The sequence below is a fragment of the Pseudomonas sp. SZ40 genome, from assembly GCF_052958135.1.
On sequence record NZ_JBQWIF010000074.1, the window covers coordinates 1 to 5,518 of the forward strand.

The 5,518-nt window shown below is 51.2% G+C and carries 2 tRNA genes and 2 rRNA genes; all 4 read right to left on the reverse strand.

The annotated features are described in order from the left end of the window. Positions 1–80 precede the first annotated feature (80 nt). Positions 81–2,971, reverse strand: a 23S ribosomal RNA gene (locus tag ACT9T4_RS26465). A 257-nt stretch (positions 2,972–3,228) separates the two neighbouring features. Next, positions 3,229–3,304: transfer RNA gene (locus ACT9T4_RS26470), tRNA-Ala, on the reverse strand. Positions 3,305–3,335: 31 nt separating this feature from the next. After that, positions 3,336–3,412 (reverse strand) — tRNA-Ile (locus ACT9T4_RS26475). A 64-nt stretch (positions 3,413–3,476) separates the two neighbouring features. Next, positions 3,477–5,013, reverse strand: a 16S ribosomal RNA gene (locus ACT9T4_RS26480). The 16S and 23S rRNA genes sit together here with 2 tRNA genes alongside, the layout of an rRNA operon. Positions 5,014–5,518: the final 505 nt, after the last annotated feature.

The window sequence follows — 5,518 nt, forward strand, 5'->3', positions numbered from 1 at the left end:
GTTGGTATTGCGTGTTCTTGCAAATTTTCGGCATTACTGTCGACTTCTACCGTCTAACAGCCAAATTGTTTGGGTGTTATATGGTCAAGCCTCACGGGCAATTAGTACTGGTTAGCTCAACGCCTCACAACGCTTACACACCCAGCCTATCAACGTCGTAGTCTTCGACGGCCCTTTAGGGAACTCAAGGTTCCAGTGAGATCTCATCTTGAGGCAAGTTTCCCGCTTAGATGCTTTCAGCGGTTATCTTTCCCGAACATAGCTACCCGGCAATGCCACTGGCGTGACAACCGGAACACCAGAGGTTCGTCCACTCCGGTCCTCTCGTACTAGGAGCAGCCCCTCTCAAATCTCAAACGTCCACGGCAGATAGGGACCGAACTGTCTCACGACGTTCTAAACCCAGCTCGCGTACCACTTTAAATGGCGAACAGCCATACCCTTGGGACCGGCTTCAGCCCCAGGATGTGATGAGCCGACATCGAGGTGCCAAACACCGCCGTCGATATGAACTCTTGGGCGGTATCAGCCTGTTATCCCCGGAGTACCTTTTATCCGTTGAGCGATGGCCCTTCCATACAGAACCACCGGATCACTAAGACCTACTTTCGTACCTGCTCGACGTGTCTGTCTCGCAGTCAAGCGCGCTTTTGCCTTTATACTCTACGACCGATTTCCGACCGGTCTGAGCGCACCTTCGTACTCCTCCGTTACTCTTTAGGAGGAGACCGCCCCAGTCAAACTACCCACCATACACTGTCCTCGATCCGGATAACGGACCAGAGTTAGAACCTCAAGGTTGCCAGGGTGGTATTTCAAGGTTGGCTCCATGAGAACTGGCGTCCCCACTTCAAAGCCTCCCACCTATCCTACACAAGCAAGCTCAAAGTCCAGTGCAAAGCTATAGTAAAGGTTCACGGGGTCTTTCCGTCTAGCCGCGGATACACTGCATCTTCACAGCGATTTCAATTTCACTGAGTCTCGGGTGGAGACAGCGCCGCCATCGTTACGCCATTCGTGCAGGTCGGAACTTACCCGACAAGGAATTTCGCTACCTTAGGACCGTTATAGTTACGGCCGCCGTTTACCGGGGCTTCGATCAAGAGCTTCGCGTTAGCTAACCCCATCAATTAACCTTCCGGCACCGGGCAGGCGTCACACCCTATACGTCCACTTTCGTGTTTGCAGAGTGCTGTGTTTTTAATAAACAGTCGCAGCGGCCTGGTATCTTCGACCGGCATGTGCTTACGGGGTAAACCCTTCACACTCACCGGCGCACCTTCTCCCGAAGTTACGGTGCCATTTTGCCTAGTTCCTTCACCCGAGTTCTCTCAAGCGCCTTGGTATTCTCTACCTAACCACCTGTGTCGGTTTGGGGTACGGTTCCTAATTACCTGAAGCTTAGAAGCTTTTCCTGGAAGCATGGCATCAACCACTTCATCGTCCTAAAGGACAACTCGTCATCAGCTCTCGGCCTTGAACGCCCGGATTTACCTAAGCATTCAGCCTACCACCTTAAACACGGACAACCAACGCCGTGCTGGCCTAGCCTTCTCCGTCCCTCCATCGCAGTAATTAGAAGTACGGGAATATTAACCCGTTTCCCATCGACTACGCATTTCTGCCTCGCCTTAGGGGCCGACTCACCCTGCGTCGATTAACGTTGCGCAGGAAACCTTGGTCTTTCGGCGTGGGAGTTTTTCACTCCCATTGTCGTTACTCATGTCAGCATTCGCACTTCTGATACCTCCAGCAAGCTTCTCAACTCACCTTCACAGGCTTACAGAACGCTCCTCTACCGCTCATCCTAAGATGAACCCGTAGCTTCGGTGTATGGTTTGAGCCCCGTTACATCTTCCGCGCAGGCCGACTCGACTAGTGAGCTATTACGCTTTCTTTAAAGGGTGGCTGCTTCTAAGCCAACCTCCTAGCTGTCTAAGCCTTCCCACATCGTTTCCCACTTAACCATAACTTTGGGACCTTAGCTGACGGTCTGGGTTGTTTCCCTTTTCACGACGGACGTTAGCACCCGCCGTGTGTCTCCCGTGCTGACACTTGCTGGTATTCGGAGTTTGCATCGGTTTGGTAAGTCGGGATGACCCCCTAGCCGAAACAGTGCTCTACCCCCAGCAGTGATACACGAGGCGCTACCTAAATAGCTTTCGAGGAGAACCAGCTATCTCCGAGCTTGATTAGCCTTTCACTCCGATCCACAGGTCATCCGCTAACTTTTCAACGGTAGTCGGTTCGGTCCTCCAGTTAGTGTTACCCAACCTTCAACCTGCCCATGGATAGATCGCCCGGTTTCGGGTCTATACCCAGCGACTAAACGCCCTATTAAGACTCGCTTTCGCTACGCCTCCCCTATTCGGTTAAGCTCGCCACTGAATATAAGTCGCTGACCCATTATACAAAAGGTACGCAGTCACAGAACAAGTCTGCTCCCACTGCTTGTACGCATACGGTTTCAGGATCTATTTCACTCCCCTCTCCGGGGTTCTTTTCGCCTTTCCCTCACGGTACTAGTTCACTATCGGTCAGTCAGTAGTATTTAGCCTTGGAGGATGGTCCCCCCATATTCAGACAAAGTTTCTCGTGCTCCGTCCTACTCGATTTCATTGAAAAGAGATTTTCGTGTACGGGGCTATCACCCACTACGGCGGCACTTTCCAGAGCCTTCCACTAATCTCAAATCAACTTAAGGGCTAGTCCCCGTTCGCTCGCCACTACTAAGGGAATCTCGGTTGATTTCTTTTCCTCAGGGTACTTAGATGTTTCAGTTCCCCTGGTTCGCCTCATGCACCTATGTATTCAGTGCATGATACCCAGCTTATGCTGGGTGGGTTCCCCCATTCAGAGATCTCTGGATCACAGTCTGTTTGCCGACTCCCCAAAGCTTATCGCAGGCTACAACGTCTTTCATCGCCTCTGACTGCCAAGGCATCCACCGTATGCGCTTCTTCACTTGACCATATAACCCCAAGCAATCTGGTTACTGTCTATAACGTGAAGACGACATTCGCCGAAAATTTGCACTTGAGAACAACGCAAATTTTACCTTGACCAGATCAATTACCAGTGAAAGTAATCAATCAGTCACTTCTATCACATACCCAAATTTTTAAAGAACGATTTTTCTGACTGGTCAAAGACCAGAAATCAACACTCTTCTGCCTAAACAGGAATGCTCATTTCTGAACTCTAATTCACATCAACAACGGCTGTAAGTGGTGGAGCCAAGCGGGATCGAACCGCTGACCTCCTGCGTGCAAGGCAGGCGCTCTCCCAGCTGAGCTATGGCCCCAAATACTTCCAAGGCCTGCACCCTCAACAATTGGTGGGTCTGGGCAGATTCGAACTGCCGACCTCACCCTTATCAGGGGTGCGCTCTAACCAACTGAGCTACAGACCCAATCGTCTTTCGCAATGAATCAAGCAATTCGTGTGGGTACTTATGAGAAGCTGGGATCTTCGATTAAGGAGGTGATCCAGCCGCAGGTTCCCCTACGGCTACCTTGTTACGACTTCACCCCAGTCATGAATCACACCGTGGTAACCGTCCTCCCGAAGGTTAGACTAGCTACTTCTGGTGCAACCCACTCCCATGGTGTGACGGGCGGTGTGTACAAGGCCCGGGAACGTATTCACCGTGACATTCTGATTCACGATTACTAGCGATTCCGACTTCACGCAGTCGAGTTGCAGACTGCGATCCGGACTACGATCGGTTTTATGGGATTAGCTCCACCTCGCGGCTTGGCAACCCTTTGTACCGACCATTGTAGCACGTGTGTAGCCCTGGCCGTAAGGGCCATGATGACTTGACGTCATCCCCACCTTCCTCCGGTTTGTCACCGGCAGTCTCCTTAGAGTTCCCACCATAACGTGCTGGTAACTAAGGACAAGGGTTGCGCTCGTTACGGGACTTAACCCAACATCTCACGACACGAGCTGACGACAGCCATGCAGCACCTGTGTCTGAGTTCCCGAAGGCACCAATCCATCTCTGGAAAGTTCTCAGCATGTCAAGGCCAGGTAAGGTTCTTCGCGTTGCTTCGAATTAAACCACATGCTCCACCGCTTGTGCGGGCCCCCGTCAATTCATTTGAGTTTTAACCTTGCGGCCGTACTCCCCAGGCGGTCAACTTAATGCGTTAGCTGCGCCACTAAAATCTCAAGGATTCCAACGGCTAGTTGACATCGTTTACGGCGTGGACTACCAGGGTATCTAATCCTGTTTGCTCCCCACGCTTTCGCACCTCAGTGTCAGTATCAGTCCAGGTGGTCGCCTTCGCCACTGGTGTTCCTTCCTATATCTACGCATTTCACCGCTACACAGGAAATTCCACCACCCTCTACCGTACTCTAGCTTGCCAGTTTTGGATGCAGTTCCCAGGTTGAGCCCGGGGCTTTCACATCCAACTTAACAAACCACCTACGCGCGCTTTACGCCCAGTAATTCCGATTAACGCTTGCACCCTCTGTATTACCGCGGCTGCTGGCACAGAGTTAGCCGGTGCTTATTCTGTCGGTAACGTCAAAACAGCAAAGTATTAATTTACTGCCCTTCCTCCCAACTTAAAGTGCTTTACAATCCGAAGACCTTCTTCACACACGCGGCATGGCTGGATCAGGCTTTCGCCCATTGTCCAATATTCCCCACTGCTGCCTCCCGTAGGAGTCTGGACCGTGTCTCAGTTCCAGTGTGACTGATCATCCTCTCAGACCAGTTACGGATCGTCGCCTTGGTGAGCCTTTACCCCACCAACTAGCTAATCCGACCTAGGCTCATCTATTAGCGCAAGGCCCGAAGGTCCCCTGCTTTCTCCCGTAGGACGTATGCGGTATTAGCGTTCCTTTCGAAACGTTGTCCCCCACTAATAGGCAGATTCCTAGGCATTACTCACCCGTCCGCCGCTGAATCAGGGAGCAAGCTCCCGTCAACCGCTCGACTTGCATGTGTTAGGCCTGCCGCCAGCGTTCAATCTGAGCCATGATCAAACTCTTCAGTTCAATACTGCATTGGGTTTTGAGAAAACCCTAAACTTGGCTCAGCAATCGCAAACCTCTCTATCGCTAGAGAGTTAACTCTCGAATTAACGAGTGTTTACTTGTGATGCTGATAATCTTGCGATCACTCAGTCTTAACCCACAAGCACCCACACGAATTGCTTGATTCAGTTGTTAAAGAACGTTTGGTTAAGTCTTTCGTCTCAACCGAGGCGCGCATCTTACAGCAGCCTCATTTCCTGTCAAGCTGTTTTTGAAGAACTTTTTCTTTCTTCTCAACACCTTGCAGCGCCCCACCAGATCATCTTCTCTCCAGCGGGAGGCGCATTCTACAGCGTTACAAACCGCTGTCAACACCCTCTTTACCGCCTTCGATCAAACCTGATCGAACCATCAACAGAACCACTCAAACCACCCTGTCGATGCCGGCGCATTCTACTCGAATTCGCCGTCCGTGCAACCTTTATTTTCGTCTAACTTCTTGTTTAATAAGGAGTTTTCAGATCAG